This is a genomic window from Nocardioides sp. N13(2025) (genome assembly GCF_051912545.1).
Classification (GTDB): Bacteria; Actinomycetota; Actinomycetes; order Propionibacteriales; family Nocardioidaceae; genus Nocardioides.
The window spans coordinates 2,823,821-2,840,359 of sequence record NZ_CP196809.1; the positions used below are offsets into that span (position 1 = coordinate 2,823,821).

The 16,539-nt window shown below is 72.8% G+C and carries 16 protein-coding genes; 6 read left to right on the plus strand and 10 right to left on the minus strand.

The window, feature by feature from the left end; all coding sequences use genetic code 11:
- Positions 1 to 5 precede the first annotated feature (5 nt).
- Positions 6 to 770: a hypothetical protein gene (locus ACS3YM_RS13745; RefSeq protein ID WP_439936993.1), complete on the minus strand. Its 765-nt coding sequence runs from the start codon at positions 768 to 770 to the stop codon at positions 6 to 8.
- A 40-nt stretch (positions 771 to 810) separates the two neighbouring features.
- Between ACS3YM_RS13745 and ACS3YM_RS13750 the strand changes: the two genes are divergently transcribed.
- Together ACS3YM_RS13750 and ACS3YM_RS13755 are read left to right on the plus strand one after the other, a co-directional pair.
- The gene (locus ACS3YM_RS13750; RefSeq protein WP_439936994.1) at positions 811 to 1,932 is read left to right on the plus strand and encodes an ATP-dependent DNA ligase; all 1,122 of its coding nucleotides are present in this window, start codon (positions 811 to 813) and stop codon (positions 1,930 to 1,932) included.
- Positions 1,929 to 2,531: a hypothetical protein gene (locus ACS3YM_RS13755; protein WP_439936995.1), complete on the plus strand. Its 603-nt coding sequence runs from the start codon at positions 1,929 to 1,931 to the stop codon at positions 2,529 to 2,531. Before ACS3YM_RS13750 ends, ACS3YM_RS13755 begins: the two co-directional genes overlap by 4 nt.
- A gap of 6 nt (positions 2,532 to 2,537) precedes the next feature.
- Here ACS3YM_RS13755 and ACS3YM_RS13760 read toward each other — a convergent pair whose 3' ends face one another.
- Positions 2,538 to 3,662 carry a hypothetical protein gene (locus tag ACS3YM_RS13760; RefSeq protein ID WP_439936996.1) on the minus strand — a complete coding sequence of 375 codons (1,125 nt, stop codon included), beginning with the start codon at positions 3,660 to 3,662 and terminating at the stop codon, positions 2,538 to 2,540.
- 75 nt (positions 3,663 to 3,737) lie between these two features.
- Here ACS3YM_RS13760 and ACS3YM_RS13765 point away from each other — a divergent pair, with 75 nt between their 5' ends.
- On the plus strand, positions 3,738 to 6,491 hold the full coding sequence (locus ACS3YM_RS13765) for a stealth conserved region 3 domain-containing protein (protein WP_439936997.1): 2,754 nt from the start codon (positions 3,738 to 3,740) through the stop codon (positions 6,489 to 6,491).
- 121 nt (positions 6,492 to 6,612) lie between these two features.
- Here the strand turns inward: ACS3YM_RS13765 and ACS3YM_RS13770 are convergent, their stop codons facing one another.
- Positions 6,613 to 7,710 (minus strand): DNA polymerase domain-containing protein, encoded by a 1,098-nt coding sequence (locus tag ACS3YM_RS13770; RefSeq protein WP_439936998.1) that lies wholly within the window; start codon positions 7,708 to 7,710, stop codon positions 6,613 to 6,615.
- 33 nt (positions 7,711 to 7,743) lie between these two features.
- Positions 7,744 to 8,613: a hypothetical protein gene (locus ACS3YM_RS13775; protein ID WP_439936999.1), complete on the minus strand. Its 870-nt coding sequence runs from the start codon at positions 8,611 to 8,613 to the stop codon at positions 7,744 to 7,746.
- 84 nt (positions 8,614 to 8,697) lie between these two features.
- On the opposite strand from ACS3YM_RS13775, the gene msrB reads away from it, so the two are divergent.
- Positions 8,698 to 9,096 (plus strand): peptide-methionine (R)-S-oxide reductase MsrB, encoded by a 399-nt coding sequence (msrB, locus tag ACS3YM_RS13780; RefSeq protein ID WP_439937000.1) that lies wholly within the window; start codon positions 8,698 to 8,700, stop codon positions 9,094 to 9,096.
- A 152-nt stretch (positions 9,097 to 9,248) separates the two neighbouring features.
- Here the strand turns inward: msrB and ACS3YM_RS13785 are convergent, their stop codons facing one another.
- The 5 genes from ACS3YM_RS13785 to hemG all read right to left on the minus strand — a co-directional run bounded on the left by ACS3YM_RS13785 (position 9,249) and on the right by hemG (position 13,185).
- The gene (locus ACS3YM_RS13785; protein ID WP_439937001.1) at positions 9,249 to 10,097 is read right to left on the minus strand and encodes a hypothetical protein; all 849 of its coding nucleotides are present in this window, start codon (positions 10,095 to 10,097) and stop codon (positions 9,249 to 9,251) included.
- 38 nt (positions 10,098 to 10,135) lie between these two features.
- On the minus strand, positions 10,136 to 10,516 hold the full coding sequence (locus tag ACS3YM_RS13790) for a rhodanese-like domain-containing protein (protein WP_439939891.1): 381 nt from the start codon (positions 10,514 to 10,516) through the stop codon (positions 10,136 to 10,138).
- Positions 10,517 to 10,539: 23 nt separating this feature from the next.
- Positions 10,540 to 11,013, minus strand: a complete 474-nt coding sequence (locus ACS3YM_RS13795) for a cysteine dioxygenase (protein WP_439937002.1) — start codon at positions 11,011 to 11,013, stop codon at positions 10,540 to 10,542.
- 98 nt (positions 11,014 to 11,111) lie between these two features.
- Positions 11,112 to 11,825, minus strand: a complete 714-nt coding sequence (hemQ, locus tag ACS3YM_RS13800) for a hydrogen peroxide-dependent heme synthase (protein ID WP_439937004.1) — start codon at positions 11,823 to 11,825, stop codon at positions 11,112 to 11,114.
- A gap of 4 nt (positions 11,826 to 11,829) precedes the next feature.
- Positions 11,830 to 13,185 (minus strand): protoporphyrinogen oxidase, encoded by a 1,356-nt coding sequence (hemG, locus tag ACS3YM_RS13805; protein WP_439937005.1) that lies wholly within the window; start codon positions 13,183 to 13,185, stop codon positions 11,830 to 11,832.
- Positions 13,186 to 13,209: 24 nt separating this feature from the next.
- Here hemG and ACS3YM_RS13810 point away from each other — a divergent pair, with 24 nt between their 5' ends.
- Complete coding sequence (locus ACS3YM_RS13810; protein WP_439937006.1) at positions 13,210 to 14,142, plus strand: NYN domain-containing protein; 933 nt, start codon at positions 13,210 to 13,212, stop codon at positions 14,140 to 14,142.
- A gap of 68 nt (positions 14,143 to 14,210) precedes the next feature.
- The gene (locus ACS3YM_RS13815; RefSeq protein ID WP_439937007.1) at positions 14,211 to 15,179 is read left to right on the plus strand and encodes a DUF4349 domain-containing protein; all 969 of its coding nucleotides are present in this window, start codon (positions 14,211 to 14,213) and stop codon (positions 15,177 to 15,179) included.
- 13 nt (positions 15,180 to 15,192) lie between these two features.
- Here the strand turns inward: ACS3YM_RS13815 and ACS3YM_RS13820 are convergent, their stop codons facing one another.
- Entirely contained in the window at positions 15,193 to 16,536 is a 1,344-nt protein-coding gene (locus tag ACS3YM_RS13820; RefSeq protein WP_439937008.1) for an MFS transporter, read from the minus strand.
- Positions 16,537 to 16,539: the final 3 nt, after the last annotated feature.

Here is a 16,539-nt window from a genome sequence, read left to right on the forward strand (position 1 = left end):
TGGGGTCATCGTGCTCGTCGGGTCCTTCCCCGTCCGGACCCTGTCGAAACGGGCGCGACCTCGTCGGCGAGCCAGGCGACCACGTCGGACGTCCGGTGACCGGTGTCCGTGCAGTCGACCACGAGGGTGTCACGAGCCGTGGTCGAGCGACGCCAGGGCCGGGGGCTCGAGACCCAGGTGGCGTCCCGGTCCAGCTCGACGACGACGCTGCGCCCGCGCGAACGGACCGCGCGTACGGCCCCACGCGGGGCACGCGCCCGGCCTGCCGGCGCGTCCGCCACCACCTCGTCGGCGGTGAGCCACAGGGCCGGTCGACGGCGTCGGCCCAGCGCGACGAGGCCGACCCGCACGAGGAACCAGGCGCCGACGACCCCGACGAGAGACCCGACGACCGCCCACTCGCCGCCCGCGGCGAGGCCCACCCCGGCCAGTGCGAGCCCCAGACCCGCGAGCCCGAGGTCGAGGGCGACGGCGTGCCACCACGGGGCCGCCCACGAGCGCAGAACCAGCGCCGGTCGGCCGTCCACGACCCCCTCCCCGAGGCGCGGCAGCTGCGAGCTGACGGCGACCGCGGCGGCCAGCACGAGCGTCACCGCGACCGCGAAGGACGTGTAGAGGACCAGGAGCCAGAGCCCCAGCGGGCGGGTCCCCGACAGCTCGGGAGCGCCAACCAGCACGAGGAGTGCACCCCCGGCGGCCAGCAGGAGGTCGACCACGACCTCGCCCCACTTCGCCCGGCCGGAGAAACCGACGGCGGGAGGGCGTGTCACCGGACCAGTCTAGGAACCGGTCCCGCACTAGGCTCGGAGTGTGGACCTCCCCGTGATGCCGCCGGTGCAGCCGATGCTCGCCAAGAGCGTCAGTGGCGTGCCCGACCCGGCCAGGCACGGGGGCCTGAGCTTCGAGCCGAAGTGGGACGGCTTCCGCTGCCTGGTCTTCAAGGACGGTGACGAGGTCGAGCTCGCCAGCCGCAACACCAAGCCGCTCACGCGCTACTTCCCCGAGGTCGTCGAGGCCGTACGCCGCCAGCTCCCCGACCGCGTGGTGCTGGACGGCGAGATCTTCGTGGGCCTCGAGGGCGACGAGGGCTGGCGCCTGGAGTTCGAGACCCTGCAGGAGCGGATCCACCCCGCGGCCAGCAGGGTGGACAAGCTGGCCGTCGAGACGCCGGCCGGCTTCGTGGCCTTCGACCTGCTGGCACTGGGCGACACGTCCTACGTCGACAAGCCCTTCTCGGAGCGACGCGCCGCACTGGTGGAGGCGCTCGGACACCTCGACGGCACGGGCCCGTGCTTCCTCACCCGCACCACCGAGGACCCGGCGGAGGCCGAGCGGTGGTTCGAGGAGTTCGAGGGCGCCGGTCTCGACGGCGTCGTGGCCAAGCCGCTCGGGGCGGCCTACGAGCCCAACAAGCGCACCATGCTGAAGATCAAGCACGAGCGCACCGCCGACGTCGTGCTCGCCGGCTACCGCGAGCACAAGACCTCGACGCCGGAGCAGCCGCTGATCGGCTCGCTGCTGCTCGGGTTGTACGACGACGACGGCGAGCTGCAGCACATCGGGGTCTCGGCCAGCTTCACCGCCGCGCGCCGCGCCGAGCTGTGGCAGGAGCTCCAGCCGCTCGTGTGCGACCTCGCCGACCACCCGTGGGGACGCTGGCAGGAGCTCCTCACCGCCAACCCCGACCGGGTCCCCGGCACCCAGAGCCGCTGGAGCGCCGGCAAGGACCTCGGCTTCACCGCACTGCGGCCCGAGCGGGTGCTGGAGGTGAAGTACGACCACATGGAGGGTCGGCGCTTCCGGCACACTGCGCACCTCAAACGGTGGCGCCCAGACCGCGACCCCGAGAGCTGCGGCTACGGTCAGCTCGACGAACCGGCCGGCTACGACCTCACCAGAATCCTGAGCACCGACCACGGAGGCGAACGATGAGCGACAACAGCAACCCCTTGGACGACGGCTCCGTCCGCGACGACTCCATCCATGACGGGCAGGGCACCTACGACGTGGTGCTGCTCGTCGAGCAGGCCCTCTCGGCGGCCGACGCCGCGCAGGTGCGCTCGCTCCACACCGAGATCGAGGACCCGGTCGTCTACCACGTCCTGCTGCCCCTCGAGGACGCCGCGGCGCGCATCGAGGCGTCCCTCGGCACCCTCGGCGCCGGCGACCTGATGGCCGCCCCGGCCCTGGCGATGAACGACGTCGACATCGAGGCGCTGCGGCGCGAGTGCGAGGAGAACTCCTCCGCCGAGCTCCAGCAGACCCTCGCTGCGATCGCCGCCGCGGGCGGCAAGGCCACCGGCAAGGTCACCTCCGAGCCGCCGGTCGACGCCTTGACTGCGCTCGTCGCCGCGGTGGACGCGCGCGAGGCGATCATCCTCACCCGCCCCCACATCGTGGCCGAGTTCTTCCACGTCGACTGGACCTCGCGCGCGCGCCGCAAGCTCGGCGTCCCCGTGCTCCACCTCATCGAGCACGAGAACTTCGACGAGCAGGCCTCCGGCTCCGGCGAGGGCGTCAGCGGCCTCTGAGGGTCCTCAGCCGCGGCGGGTCACGCGGCGTACGACGGCGCGGCGCAGGATGGCGGCCGCCTCACGGCCACCGACGGCGGGCGCCTGGCCCTGGGGTGACTGCCGGCGTGCCTGCTCGAGGTCGCGCCGCAGCTGCTGGACCGTGGCGCGCTGGGCGTCGCGGGCCTCACGGGCGGCGAGGGTCGACTCGGCCTTGGTGTGGTCGAAGGTCAGCGCGACCGCATCCGCGTAGCGCGACCGGTAGTCGTCATGGATCCGGTCGAGCCTCGCCAGGGTGTCGGCGTCGTGCGGGGTCGTGGTGAGCACCCCCAGCAGCTGCCAGACCTCCTCGGCCATGTCGCGCAGCCAGTCGGGCGTGCGGACGTCGTCCCAGGTGAGCTGCGACTTGCGCATCGACGGCTCGATGAAGTCGTCGACCGGGTGGTGCTCCCGCTCGCCGGGAGGAGCGGAGAGGTCGGTGTTGAGGTCGAGCTCGAGCTGCTGCTGCACCGGCGTGAGGGCCGCGCGCCAGTCGGCCAGCAGGTCGACGTACCTCACGAACGAGCGCTTGGAGCCGCGGCCGGCCTGCTCGGTGAGGAGGGCGGCGTGCACCCAGCCGGCGACGTTGGAGGTCTCCTTGGTCAGCCGGAGGTCGTCGGACTGGCTGGAGAGGTAGGCGATGTCGCGCGAGCCGACCACCTCGGCGGGGTGGCGCAGCGCGGTGAGCCAGCGCAGGTCGGCGCCCAGCTCGGCGCTGACGACCTCCCAGACCTGGGCGAACCAGAATGCGTGCGGGTCCTTGACCACGATCTGGTCCCCCGCCCGGTCGTGCTCGGCGAGCTGGCCCGAGAGCCACTCGTGGAGCTCACCGGTCGGGACGCCGGTCTCGACGTGGCGAGCGACGATGTCGACCGCCGCCGGGCGGCTGTCGATGTTGAAGAGCGCGAGCTCCTTGAGGTGCCGCTTGTGGAAGTCGATGACCCACTGCGGCTCGTAGAAGCCGCGCGGGTTGGTCTCCGAGGCCTGCACCTCGGGCTGCGGCACGTGGAGGCCGAGGCGCTTCAGCGCGCCCGCCAACGAGCTGGTGCCACTGCGACCGGAGCCGGAGACCAGGACCAGCGGGGTGCCCTGCTGGGAGGGTGACGTCGGCATGCGGGTCACCCTATCGGCCGGAGTGCGGGCCCCTAGGATCGTGGCGATCCCCATCTCGAGAGGACCGAGGACCACGTGGCACTGACCGACAAGCTCGGGGGCAAGGTGCGCTCGGCGATGCGCCGTGGCCGCGGCGACGGCCCGCTCGACATCGTCTACGTCCTCTTCAACGCCGACGGCATGGGCGGCACCGCCCGGTCGGGGATCGAGCAGGCCAACGCGCTGGCCGGGCTCGGCGAGGGCCACCGGGTCCGCATCCTCAGCGTGACGCGCAGCGGCGCGACGACCCACTACCCGCTGGTCGACGGCGTCGAGGTCACCTACCTCGTCGACGTACGCGGTGAGCGACCCGCCGCGGTCACCGGCCGGCACGCGCCCGAGCTCGGCGAGCGCGAGTCGGTGATCGTGCCGCGCAGCTGGGACGCGCTCTACAACGCCCTGACCGACGCGACCCTGCGTGAGGCGCTCGGCAGCATCGAGGCCGACGTCCTCGTCACCACGACTCCCGAGCTGCTGGCCGTCGTCGCCCAGCTCGCGCCCGCAGACGTGGCGCTCGTCCACCAGGAGCACCGGGCCTCGTCCAGCCGGGTCAACGACCTCGGCGCGCTCCTGGAGTTCGCCCCGCGCGCGGACGTCGTGGTGTCGCTGACCGAGTCGATGTCGCGCTGGCTCGCCGGCCGGCTCGGCGGCGCCGCGCCCGAGCTGCTGGTCATCCCCAACCCCCTCCCCGCCGAGCCGCAGCCCCGCTCCGCCCTCGACCAGAGGACCTTCGTCACTGCGGGCCGGCTGGCGCCGGAGAAGCAGTTCGAGCACGTCGTCGACGCGTTCTGGCGCATCCACGAGCAGCTCCCGGGCTGGACGCTGCGCATCTGGGGCGACGGCCCGCGCGCCGACAACCTCGCGGCCCAGGTCCGCAAGCTCGGGCTCGAGGACCGCGTCGAGCTCCCCGGCACGACCACCGACATGGCCGCCGAGTGGGCCCGCACCAGCGTCGCGGTGCTCGCCTCCCGCGGCGAGGGCTACCCGCTCGTGCTGCAGGAGGCGATGTCGGCGGGCGTGCCGCCGGTGTCGTACGACTGCCCGTCGGGGCCGCGCGAGATCATCACCCACGACGTCGACGGCCTCCTCGTCCCGCCGGCCTCCAAGGCCGCGCTGGCCGCCGCGATGCTGCGGATCGCCACCGACGACGACCTGCGGTCGCGGCTCGGCGCCGCGGCGCTCACCCGCTCGGAGCGCTGGGACGGCCAGCGCCTGGCGCGCCAGTGGGTCGGCACGTTCCGCCACGCGATGGAGCGGCGCGCCGACCCGCTCGCGCCGCGCCGGGTGCTGCACGGGCTGCGCCCGGGGCCGCTGGGCGAGCTGCCCGAGACCTCCTCCGCCGCGGGCATCACACCCGCCCAGGCACGTACGACCACGCTCGAGGTGCTCACCTCGGCCGCCGCGGCCACCGGGGACGGCTGGTTCGTCATGCCCGCCCGCGGCCTCGACCCGCACCCGGTCGTCGTCGTGCCGTCGTCGCGCCGCGGCGACCTCCTGGCCGCGCTCGCCGCGGCGCCGGTGCCGGACTGGCTGTCGGTGCGCGACCCCGCCGAGCGCGGCTGGTACGAGCGCCGCGGCACGGTCGCGGCGATGACCGACGAGCTCGCCCGGACGCGCACGGCCTCGCTCTTCCTCGAGCCCTGGCCGATGCGCGGCGGGCACGACGGGGTGCTCGGCGAGGGCGTCGAGGTGGGCGTGCAGTTCTGGGAGGAGTCGCCCGACGGCGACCTCCTCGCGCCGGGCCTCAACAGGTACGGCGACCGCGTCCCGGCCGGCTCACCCCGCACCTCGATCGAGGTCGACGGGGTCACGGTGCCGACGCTGGAGACGATGGCGCTGCCCACCGTCGACGACTGCCGCTTCGACGTCGACGTCGTCTACACCTGGGTCGACGGCGACGACGAGGACTGGCTCGCGGCCCGCGACGAGCGGATCACGGGCCTCGGTGGCACCCCGAGCGCCCGCGCGGGCGGGGCGTCGCGCTACCGCAGCCGCGACGAGCTGCGCTACTCGATGCGCAGCATCCACCTCTTCGCGCCGTGGGTGCGTCGCATCCACCTCGTCACGGCCGGTCAGGTGCCGTCGTGGCTCGACACCTCCCACGAGCGCATCCGGATCGTCGACCACCGCGACATCCTGCCCGCGCCGGCGCTGCCCACCTTCAGCTCGCACGCCATCGAGACGCGGCTGCACGCCGTGCCCGACCTGGCCGACCACTTCGTCTACGTCAACGACGACGTCTTCCTCGGCCGGCCGCGCCGACCGGAGCACTTCTTCACCCCGGGCGGGCAGTACGCCGCGTTCGTGGCCGACCACCGTGCCGTCGGGCTGCCCGGCACCGACGACCGGCCCTACCTCTCCGCCGCCCAGAACAACCGCCGCGTGCTCGCCGACGCCTTCGGCGTGGCGCTGACCAACACGATGATGCACAGCCCCCACCCCCAGCGTCGTACGACCCTCGAGGAGATCGCGGCCCGCTTCCCCGACGAGGTCGCGCGCACCACCGACGCGCCGTTCCGCTCGGAGACCGACCTGTCGCTGCTGTCCTCGTTCGCGCAGAACTACGGGCTCATCACGGGCCAGGCCTTCCGCGCCACCGCCCACCACGGCTACGTCGACCTCGGCCACCAGCAGCTGCCGGTCCAGCTCAAGCAGATGCTCAAGCGCGACCGCGACTTCTTCTGCGTGGCCGACAACCTGCTCTCGGCCTTCGACTCCGAGAGCGCCGACGGGCTGCTGATGGACTTCCTCCGGGCCTACTTCCCCATCCCCGCGCCCTGGGAGAAGTAGCGCGCACCTCGCTGGTTGAGGAGGTAGCGAAGCGACCGTCACGAAACCCCGCAGCCCCGGTCCGGGTCTCGTGACAGGCGCCAGGGCGCCTTCCTCGACCAACGAGGGTGGAGCCACTGCCTCAGTCGGCGATGCGGTTGCCCTCGGCGTCCCAGTGCGACTCGACCTTCTTCGACGGCTGCACGCGCGGGGGCTCGCCGGGCATCTTGGGGTGGTCGGGCGGGAAGTTGAGCTCGACCGGGTGCTCGTCCCAGAGGTCGAGGAGCGGCTGGAGCGAGTGGTGCACGTCGTCGATCGTGGCCCACGGGTCGCCGTCGACGGCCAGGCGCGACGGCACCGAGAAGAGGTTGAGGTCCGACGGCGACGTGAGCGACGCCAGCTCGTCCCACGTCACCGGCGTCGAGACCGGGGCTCCGGCGATGGGGCGCAGGGAGTAGGCGGAGGCGATCGTGCGGTCGCGGGTGTTCTGGTTGAAGTCGACGAAGATGCGCTCGCCGCGCTCCTCCTTCCACCACGCCGTCGTCACGCCGTCGTCGCGCTTCTCCAGCTCGCGGCCGAAGGCGATGGCCGCGTGCCTGACCTCGCCGAAGTCCCAGCGCGGCTCGATGCGCACGTAGACGTGGATGCCGCGGTTGCCCGAGGTCTTCGCGAAGCCCGTCATCCCGAGGTCGTCGAGCAGCTCGCGGGCCACCCCCGCGACGCGCACGGCGTCGGCGAAGGTCGTGCCCGGCTGCGGGTCGAGGTCGATCCGCAGCTCGTCGGGGTGGTCCGCCCAGGAGTCAGACACAGGATCGCGACGGACCGGCCACGGGTGGAAGGTCAGCGTGCCCATCTGGGCGCACCAGACCGGCACGGCGATCTCGGTCGGGCAGATCTCCTCGGCGGTGCGGCCCGACGGGAAGGTGATCTCCACCGACTCGAGGTAGTCGGGAGCGCCCTTGGGCACGCGCTTCTGGTAGAACGCGTCGGCGTTGCGGTCCTGCGGGCCGGTCGCCAGCCTCATCCCCTCGCGGACCCCGGACGTCCAGCGCTCGAGCGCCGTCGGCCGGTCGCGCAGGGCGCGCATCAGGCCCTCCTCGACGCTGGTGACGTACTCGGCCACCATCAGCTTCGTCACCGCCGGGGTGCGATCCGTCGCCTCGTAGATGACCCGCTCGGGGGACGAGATCCTGACCTCGCGCTCCCCCGCCCGGACGTACGCCTCCGACGCCTTCGCCATGGCAGCGACCCTAGTGGGGAGCGACCAGTCGGGTCACCCGACGGGCTGGAGGATCGACTCGACGACCACCACACCCTCGCCGTACTCCTGGTCGACCCACCTCTGGATGCTGCCGTCGTCGTTGAAGACGGTGAGCTCGACCTGGTTGTCCGCGTTGCCGCTGCCCACCTCGCTCGTCCCGGGCACGTCGAGCAGCTGCTTCTGGATCCTCGCCAGCTCGGCGTGGGAGTGCTCGACCTCCGTCACGCAGAGCATCCCGCCCCACGACCGACGCACGATCGTCTCGGCGGCGGCCGGGTCGCCGGCGACGTACAGGCTCACGACCGTGTCCAGGGGATCGCGGGGTCCGGGTTCGCCGGAGGAGGTGCTCACCGCGACCATCGCGAAGCCCGGGACCTCCTCCTCGAGGCGGCCGATCCCGAGCATCGCGTCCTGGGTCGTGCGGTCGGGGTCCACCACTCGCCATCCCCCCTCAGGCGTCGGGCACGGGATCTCGAAGTCCCACTCCTCCGGCTCGGGGTCGGGGCGTGTCGCCTCCTCGACCGCGAACGTGCTGCCGTCGAAGGTGCCGACGACGCGGTAGGAGCCCCAGCGGACGCCGTCCTGCACCTCGCTGTCGGGAACGCCTTCCCAGTCCCACCCGGTCACGGTGTAGGCGTCGCACGCCGGCGGGCCCACCAGGTCGGAGATCCCGCTGGAGCACATCCTCACGCCCGAGCCGTCGTCGGACACCAGCACCTGCTGGCTGGTCGCCACGGTGCCGGAGGCCCCCGGCACCACCGTCGGGCTCGCGACCGGAGCCTCGGGCGCCGCCGTACCGCCCGACGACGCCTCCCCGCACCCACCCGTGGACATCACCAGCGCGCCGACCAGCAGCGCTCCCGCCCGCACGTGCCCCCTCATGACGACACCGTGCCGCAGACGGGGACGCACCACGAGGGGTGTGCGCGAATCGTGACACTTCCGTCGCCTCGTAAACTCGGTGCCATGGCCTACGACGTGCAGAAGACCGACGAGCAGTGGCGCGAGGAGCTGACCCCCGAGGAGTACGCCGTGCTGCGGCAGGCCGGCACCGAGCGCGCCTTCACCGGCGAGTACACCGACACCGAGACCGAGGGCACCTACTCGTGCAAGGCGTGCGGGTCGGAGCTGTTCACCAGCGACACGAAGTTCCACTCGGGCTGCGGCTGGCCGAGCTTCTACCAGCCGATGACCGACACGGTGGAGTACATCGAGGACAACACCCACGGCATGAAGCGCGTCGAGGTGCGCTGCGCGACGTGCGGCTCGCACCTCGGCCACGTCTTCCCCGACGGCTTCGGCACGCCGACCGGCGACCGCTACTGCATCAACTCGATCAGCATCACGCTCAACGAGAAGAAGTAGCCGGGGCGAACCACCCCGACGGGCTCAGCTCCGCGCCCATGGGCGGCCGGATGCGGGCCGGGCACGTCATCTGACGACTCGCCCTCGATGTCTGAGGACGTGGTGGACGTGGATCGACCTGATTCACGTCCACCGCGTCCTCAGATATCGCCTCAGGAAGCGGGGACCAGGGCCGAGGTGATCGTCACGAGCCCGTCGCCGTAGGTCGCGTCGGCCCAGTCCTGGATCGAGCCGTCGTCGAAGACCACCTGGGCGTCGAGGGAGTCGGGGGCGAAGGAGCCGCTGGTGAGCAGCTGCTCCCCCAGTGCCGCCTGGAGCTCCTGGTTGATCGCGTTGAGGTCGGCGTCGGTGCGCTCGACGGTGGTGACGCACAGGCCGCCGTCCCAGGTCTCGCGCAGCGTGGCCTCGGCACCGGTCGCGTCCTCGGTGACGGCGACGTTGATGGTGTCGCCGGTCAGCCAGGCGGTCGCGTAGCCGGGGAGCGCGGAGGCGGCGGCCAGGGTGGCGTCCATGTCCTCGGGCGAGGTCCTGCCGCCGCCCGAGCCACCCGGGACGGAGCAGGCCGCCTCCAGGCCGTCGACCGGCTCCTCCGCCATGGGGTCGTAGAGCGCCGCGGGCGTCGAGTCGGTGACGGTGAAGGTCGTGCCGTCGAAGGTGCCGATGAGGGCGTACGAGCCCCACGTGACGCCGGCGGCGCTCTCCGCACCGACGTCACCGAAGTCGAAGCCGTCGAGCTCTGGCCCGCCGCACTGGGGCGGGTAGGACTCCGCGACGGCGCCGAGGCACATCTCCGGCCCGTCGCCGTCGTCGAGCACGGTCACCAGCCCGTGGGTGCTGACCGGGCCGTCCGGCACCGGCGTCGGCGGAGCGTCGGTCGACGCGCTGGCCGACGGCTCGCCAGAGCCGGCGGGGTCGACGGCGCGCATCTCCCCCTCGGTCGAGCACGCGGACAGCGTGGCGAGTCCGAGCAGCAGGGCGATGACGGCGCGTCGGGGAGTCATGGTGATGTGACGCTACTGCCCCGCGACGCGTTCCCGCCTCAGCCCGGTGTCGCCGCCGGGCAGGCGACAGGCAGGTGTGCCGTGCGCCAGGCGGCGAACCCTCCCACGATGTCGGTGGCGTCGAGGCCCAGGCTGCGGAGCGCGTCGGCGGCCAGGCTGGAGGTGTAGCCCTCCTGGCACAGCACCAGGATGCGAGCGTCGTACGACGCCTCAGGCAGGCACGCCTCGGACCGCGGGTCGAAGCGCCACTCGAGCACGTTCCGCTCGACGACCAGCGGCCTCAGGGCGGGGCTCACCTCGCCCTCCGCGGCCCGCTGGGCCGCCGGCCGGATGTCGACGAGCAGCGCGCCGTCGAGCACCTCGCGGTAGGCGGCCTCGACGTCGATCCGCTCGAGGCGCGACCGGGCGTCGGCCAGCATCGCGTCGACCCCGTCGAAGCGGGTCACCACGTCGCCCCCCGATGCTCGACGCTCGTCACCTGCAGTCGGCCGCGCACCACCTCGTAGCGGGTCATCGCCGCGAGCGAGGGCGCGTAGGCGTGCAGGGACACCGCGGTCTCGGTGCCGTGGTTGACCACGTCGTGGATGTGGCTGCCGTCGAACTCGCGCACGCCCGGTGCCGCGAGGGTCGACGCGGTGGCGACGCCGGTCCAGACGTACTCGGTCAGGGAGCCGCGAAGCACCACGAACGCGCCGCTCGCGGCCCCGTGGTCGTGCCAGCCGGTGCTGGAGCCCGCGGGCCAGGTGATCAGCCAGATGTCGGCGTCCGGACTGCTCTCGACGCGCCGCCAGCTGCGCTCCGGGAGGGTGAGGTCGACTCCCGTCAGGGGGTCGCGCCGGCTCAGGTACTGCGCCAGGGCGGCGCGGGAGGTCTGCGTCGTGCGGCTGGTGGTCGAGGTGGGGAAGCTGGCAGTCATGGCGTACTCCTCAGAACAATGTTGAGTAACTTACTCTACATTGCGAAGCGGCCACGACGCGGCCCATCCGCCGCCCGACGTGTCCCGAGGGCGCGGCCTCAGGGCAGGCGCGCGAGCAGCTCCGCCGGCGTGACGCGGGCGCCGGTGTAGAACGGCACCTCCTCGCGCACGTGGCGGCGGGCGTCGGAGGCGCGCAGGTCGCGCATCAGGTCGACGATGCGGTGCAGCTCGTCGGCCTCGAAGGCGAGCATCCACTCGTAGTCGCCGAGGGCGAAGGACGCGACCGTGTTGGCCCGTACGTCGGCGTAGCCGCGGGCCTGCTGGCCGTGCTCGGCGAGCATCCGGCGGCGCTCGGAGTCCTCGAGGAGGTACCACTCGTAGGACCGCACGAAGGGGTAGACGCACACGTGCGCGCGCGGCTCCTCGTCGGCGAGGAAGGCCGGGATGTGCGACTTGTTGAACTCCGCGGGCCGGTGCAGCGCCATCTGCGACCAGACCGGGTCGAGGCGCCGGCCGAAGGCCGTCCGGCGGAAGGCGTTGTAGGCCGCCTGGAGCTGCTGGGAGTCCTCGGCGTGCCACCACACCATCAGGTCGGCGTCGGCGCGCAGGCCGCTGACGTCGTAGAGGCCGCGGACCTTGACGTCCTCCTCGGCGAGGACCTCGAAGAGCGCCTCGACATCGGTCGCCTCGGCGTCCCGGTCGGCGTCACCGAGGACGTCGCGGAGCTTGAACACCGACCACATCGTGTAGCGGATGCTGTCGTTGAGCTCCTTGGTGCGAGCGGCGTTGGTCTTCGAGGAGTCCGTGCTCATGGCCTCATTCTGCCCGGGTGACCGAGGCCACAGCACGGCGGGCCGACCCGATGACGGCGGGGATGCCGACCCCGTCGTACGCCGCTCCGCACACCGCGAGCCCGGGGTGCAGCGCGACGGCGGCGCGGATCCGGGCCACCCGCTCGAGGTGGCCCACGGCGTACTGCGGGAGCGCGCCGCCCCACCGCTGGACGTGCGTGTCGACCGGGCGGGCCGTGATGCCGGCCATCGCGGCGAGGTCGCCGAGCGAGACCCGCACCAGTCCGTCGTCCCCGGCCTGGAGCGTCGCCTCCTCGCCGTGCCGTCCGAGCGAGGTCCGCAGCACGACCACGTCGGGGTCGAGGTCGCGCACCCAGCCCCACTTGGCGAAGGAGAAGGTGGACGCCTTGATGGTGCGCCGCTCGACCGGCGGCACGAGGAAGCCCGAGCGCTCGAAGAGCGCGTCCGGCACGTCCTGGGCCCGGAAGGCGAGCGTCACGACGGCGACGCTGGCCGTCTCGACGGCGGCGAGCTCGGCGGCCGCGTCCGGGGCCGCCTCGCCCAGCAGCCGAGCGGTGGGCGCGGCCGGCGTCGCGAGCACGACGGCGGCCGCCGCGACGGTCTCGGGGTGGGTGGTGGGTCCGACGGTGAGCGCCCAGCCGGTCGACGTACGCCGCAGCGCGCGGGCGGTCGCCGAGGTCCGCACCTCGAAGCCGCCGCCGTCGGCGATGAGGCCGGGGAAGCGACCCATGCCGCCCGGCAGCGCGGCGAAGACGGGGGCCGTGGACGACGGGAGGGCAGCGGCCTGCTCGAGCAGGCTGCCGCGGCGGGCCATGGCGAGGAGCTGGGGGACGGCGGCCGCGGTGGAGATCTGCCGGGCGTGACCGGCGTAGACCCCGCCGAGCAGCGGCTCGACGAGGCGGTCGACGAGCTCGTCCCCGAGCCGGGCGGCCAGCAGGTCGCCCACCGACACGTCGTCGTGGACCTCGCCCACGCGCTCGACGCTCGCCCGGGCCAGGCCCTCGGGGCTCAGCACCCCGCTGGCCGCGAGCTGGTCGAGGTCGAAGGGCACGCCCATGAGCGAGCGGGGCATCGCGCGCAGCGCGCCGCGCGACCACACCGCCGAGGTCGCGGTGGTCGGGTGGACCACCTCGGCACCGATCTCGGCCGCCAGGTCGACGCCCTCGGGGCGTCGCGCGAGCATCGCCTCGGCGCCGACGTCGACGGTCAGGCCGGCGACCTCCGCGCTGCGCAGCTTGCCGCCGAGCCGGGGCGAGCCCTCCAGCAGCAGCACGTCACGGCCGGTGGCGGCCAGGTCGCGGGCGGCGACCAGACCGGCGACACCACCACCGATGACCACCACGTCCTTGTCCTGCGCCACGCAGGCCACCCTAGGGTGAGGGTCATGGAGTCCAGTGGGGGTGCCGACCGCATCGCGGTGATGATCGACGCCGACAACACGCGAGCGGCGTACGCCAACGAGGTGCTGAGCGAGGTCGCGAAGTACGGCAACCCGACCATCAGGCGCGTCTACGGCGACTGGACCAACCCGCACCTGAGCCGGTGGGCGCGCATCCTCAACAGCCTGGGGCTGCGGGCGATGCACCAGAACGCCTTCACGAGCGGCAAGAACTCCACCGACCTCGCGCTCGTCATCGACGCGATGGACCTGTTGTACGACGGCAACGTGGAGGCGTTCGCGCTGGTCACGAGCGACAGCGACTTCACCAGCCTCGCCCACCGCCTCCGCGAGTCGGGCAAGACGGTCTACGTGCTGGGCGAGAACAAGGCGCCGGAGTCGCTGCGCAACGCGTGCGACAAGTTCATCGACCTCGCCGTCGTCGCAGAGACGCAGGTCGACGACGACACCGACGACGCGGACGACGCCGGTGGCGAGGCCGAGGAGACCCCGTCGGTGACGATCAACCTGCAGAGCGCTCTCGTACGCGCCGTCAACGCCGTCTCCGACGACGAGGGCTGGGCGGCCCTGCCGGCGCTCGGCAACCAGCTGATCCGCACCCACCCGTCCTTCGACGCCCGCAACTTCGCCGGGCCGGGTGCCCGACTGAGCACGCTCGTCACCGCGCAGCCCTACCTGGAGACCTCGGGCAGCGGCAACGCGATGCGCGTCCGGCTGAAGGGGACGGCTCCCAAGCAGACGGCCAAGCAGACGGCCAAGCAGACGGCCAAGAAGGCGCCCCGGAAGGCCGCCACGAAGGCAGCCGAGAAGGCAGCCGAGACGTCGCCCGACAGGAAGGCGGCCAAGGAATCCGGCACCGGTCCGGTCGTCCGGAGGACGGTCTCGCGGACGACCGCGAAGTCGACCCCCACCAGCTGACGATCACGGTTCGGTCACGGGTCCGGCGCGGCCGGAACCGCCGCTGACGCAGGCCGCGTCCGAGGGGCATGACCTCACTTCGGACCACGCGCACCCGCGCCGCCGGCATCCTCACCGCGATCACCATGACGGCCTTGCTGGCCGCCTGTTCCGCCAACGACAGCGCGGGCGACGCGACGGAGGCCTCCGCCGGCCAGTCGTCCGACGGCGGCGCGGACTCGTCGGGCGGCTCCAGCAGCGACGCCGGCGGCGCGTCCAGCCGTCAGCTCGGCAGCAGCGACGCCACCACGTCCGGCTCCGGCACGAGCGCCGCCGACCCCGCGTCGACGGCGCCGCTGCAGCGCTCCATCATCGCGACCGGCACGGTGTCACTGGCCAGCAAGGACGTGGGCGAGACCAGGCGCGACGTCCAGCGGATCGTGGACGCCCAGGGCGGCACCGTCACGGACGAGAGCACCGAGACCGACCAGGAGGGCCACACGTCGTACGCCCGGCTGGTGGTCCGGGTGCCGAGCTCGAAGTTCGGCGCGGCGATGACGGCACTGGAGGACGTCGGCGTGCTGCGCTCCTCGGACCGCGGCTCCGACGACGTCACCACCGAGGTGATCGACAACGGGGCGCGGGTGCGGGCGCAGGAGGCCAGCCTGAAGCGGGTGGAGCTGCTGCTCGCGGAGGCGAAGACCCTCAAGGACGTCATCTGGATCGAGTCCCAGCTCACCAGCCGCCATGCCGAGCTCGACTCGCTCAAGTCGCAGCAGGCGTGGCTGGCGGACCAGACCTCGATGTCGACCATCACCGTCGACATCTCCACCCTCACCCGCCAGGTCGTGGAGGAGCCCGACGACGACACCCCGGCCGGCTTCATGGCAGGGCTCAGGGGCGGGATGAAGGCCGTCGGCGCCATGCTCGTGGCGGTCGCGACGATCCTCGGCGCGCTGCTGCCCTTCACAGTGCTCGTCCTCGTGCTCGGGCTGCCCGTCTGGCTCGTCGTACGCCGCCGCAAGGCCCCGCCCGCCGCCGGGACACCCACGACCTGAGGCCCGGGGCAGGTCACACGACCACGGGCTCCCGGGGCTCGAGGTGCGCGGAGTCGTCCTCGCGGTCCAGGCCGCGGCCACGGGTCTCCGGGAGGAACCGGGCGCTCACCAGCGAGATCGCCGCCACCAGCACGTTGTACGCCGCCACCCACCAGAGCGTGCCGTCGCCGCGGGTGACCAGCCAGGCCGCGATGAGGGGCGTGAGGCCGGAGGCGAGGATGCCGGAGACCTGGTAGAGCGTGCTCAGCGCGGTGTAGCGGTAGCGGGTGTCGAACAGCTCGGACCAGAAGGCCGCGAGGGGCCCGTAGACCGTGCCGTAGACGAAGCCCAGCCCGACCACGAAGACCAGCGAGATCGCCCACCGGTTCTCGGTCTGCACCAGGAACGCCGCCGGGAAGGCGAACAGCAGGCCCAGCCAGGCGCCCGCCCGGTAGACCGGCTTGCGCCCGACCCGGTCCGACAGCGCACCGGCGACGGGCACGAGCACGACGCCGATGGCCGCGCCCACGAGGATCGCGTCGAGGGCCCAGGCCCGCGGCAGCTCGAGGTTGGTCGCCACGTAGGCCAGCAGGTAGACCGAGAACAGGTTGAACGTGAAGCCCTCGATGAAGCGGGTGCCCATGCCGAGCAGCAGCGGGCGCTTCTGCTCCGCCAGCAGGTCGCGCAGGGGCAGCCGCGAGATCTCCTTGCGCTCCTGGACCTTGGCGAACTCGGGCGTCTCCATCACCGAGAGGCGGATGTAGGCACCGATGCCGAGCAGCACGATGCTGACGAGGAAGCAGGCGCGCCAGCCCCAGGCGAGGAACGCCTCGTCCGGCAGCATCCCGGCGAGCGTGAACGCCCCGGCGGCCAGCACGAGACCGCCGGGTACGCCGATGTGGGCGAAGCTGCCGTAGAAGCCGCGGCGCGCGGCCGGGGCGTACTCCACCGCGAGCAGCACCGCGCCGCCGTACTCCCCGCCGACGCCGATGCCCTGCAGCACGCGCAGCACGACGAGCGCGATCGGGGCCCAGACCCCGATCTGGTCGTAGGTCGGGAGCAGGCCGATGAGGGCCGTGCCGATGCCCATGATGACCAGCGTCAGCAGCAGCATCTGCTTGCGGCCGATCCGGTCGCCGAAGTGGCCGAAGACCAGCCCGCCGACCGGTCGTGCGAAGAAGCCGACCGCGAAGGTGGCGAACGCCGCGAACTGGGCGGCCGGCCCGTCGAGGCCGTTGAAGTAGAGCTTGTCGAAGACGACGGCCGCGGCCGTGCCGTAGAGGAAGAAGTCGTACCACTCGATCGTCGCGCCGACCGCCGACGCGAGCGCGACGCGGCGCGGGCTCGGTGCCACGTCGATGGACCTGTGAGCACTCATGCC

Excerpts from the sequence above, each read along its gene's own strand:
- ACS3YM_RS13755 (WP_439936995.1), top strand. The coding sequence starts at position 1,929 with ATGAGCGACAACAGCAACCCCTTGGACGACGGCTCCGTCCGCGACGAC.
- ACS3YM_RS13815 (WP_439937007.1), top strand. The coding sequence starts at position 14,211 with ATGACCTCACTTCGGACCACGCGCACCCGCGCCGCCGGCATCCTCACC.
- ACS3YM_RS13775 (WP_439936999.1), bottom strand. The coding sequence starts at position 8,613 with ATGAGGGGGCACGTGCGGGCGGGAGCGCTGCTGGTCGGCGCGCTGGTG.
- ACS3YM_RS13795 (WP_439937002.1), bottom strand. The coding sequence starts at position 11,013 with ATGACTGCCAGCTTCCCCACCTCGACCACCAGCCGCACGACGCAGACC.
- hemQ (WP_439937004.1), bottom strand. The coding sequence starts at position 11,825 with ATGAGCACGGACTCCTCGAAGACCAACGCCGCTCGCACCAAGGAGCTC.
- ACS3YM_RS13810 (WP_439937006.1), top strand. The coding sequence starts at position 13,210 with ATGGAGTCCAGTGGGGGTGCCGACCGCATCGCGGTGATGATCGACGCC.
- ACS3YM_RS13770 (WP_439936998.1), bottom strand. The coding sequence starts at position 7,710 with ATGGCGAAGGCGTCGGAGGCGTACGTCCGGGCGGGGGAGCGCGAGGTC.
- ACS3YM_RS13760 (WP_439936996.1), bottom strand. The coding sequence starts at position 3,662 with ATGCCGACGTCACCCTCCCAGCAGGGCACCCCGCTGGTCCTGGTCTCC.
- ACS3YM_RS13785 (WP_439937001.1), bottom strand. The coding sequence starts at position 10,097 with ATGACTCCCCGACGCGCCGTCATCGCCCTGCTGCTCGGACTCGCCACG.
- ACS3YM_RS13820 (WP_439937008.1), bottom strand. The coding sequence starts at position 16,536 with ATGAGTGCTCACAGGTCCATCGACGTGGCACCGAGCCCGCGCCGCGTC.
- msrB (WP_439937000.1), top strand. The coding sequence starts at position 8,698 with ATGGCCTACGACGTGCAGAAGACCGACGAGCAGTGGCGCGAGGAGCTG.
- ACS3YM_RS13790 (WP_439939891.1), bottom strand. The coding sequence starts at position 10,516 with ATGCTGGCCGACGCCCGGTCGCGCCTCGAGCGGATCGACGTCGAGGCC.